This is a genomic window from Vibrio sp. 1727 (assembly GCF_033344415.1).
Lineage (GTDB): Bacteria > Pseudomonadota > Gammaproteobacteria > Enterobacterales > Vibrionaceae > Vibrio > Vibrio alginolyticus.
Genome location: NZ_JAWPOT010000337.1, coordinates 1 through 656 on the forward strand (window position 1 = coordinate 1; position 656 = coordinate 656).

At 43.1% G+C, this 656-nt stretch carries 1 protein-coding gene; it reads left to right on the forward strand.

Annotated elements, in window-relative coordinates; genetic code table 11:
- Positions 1 to 656 (forward strand): substrate-binding domain-containing protein (locus R8O10_RS25600; protein WP_318192006.1); only part of this gene is annotated, 656 nt, incomplete at both ends.

Below are 656 nucleotides of genomic sequence, written 5' to 3' on the forward strand. Positions count from 1 at the left end.
AAAAAGACACCCATTAAAAATCTCCGTTGTTTATCCAGGGCAGCAGATTTCCGATTACTGGATAAGAAACATCGACGCGTTTGAGAAGCGCTTAGATAAACTCAATATTGATTACCAAATCAATCAAGTGTTTACGCGACCGAACGCCGATATCAAACAACAAAGCCTTTCTTTGATGGAAGCACTAAAAAGCAATTCCGACTACTTAATTTTTACACTCGATACGACCCGACATCGTAAGTTTGTCGAACACGTTTTAGATTCCACCAAAACCAAACTTATCCTGCAAAATATCACGACGCCAGTCCGTGAATGGGAAACTCGACAGCCTTTTATGTACGTCGGTTTCGATCACGCTGAAGGCAGTCGCGAACTCGCTGTGGAGTTTGGCAAGCAGTTCCCGAAAAATACCCATTACAGCGTTTTGTACTTCTCTGAAGGCTACATTAGCGATATCCGTGGTAACACATTCATTCACCAAGTGAACCAAGACAGTCAGTTTGAACTACAATCTGCTTACTATACAAAAGCGACAAAACAGTCCGGGTATGAAGCTGCAAAAGCCAGCTTGAAAAAATACCCAGATGTCGAGTTCATTTATGCTTGTTCTACCGACGTTGCGTTAGGTGCCGTCGAAGCACTGTCTGAACTTGGCC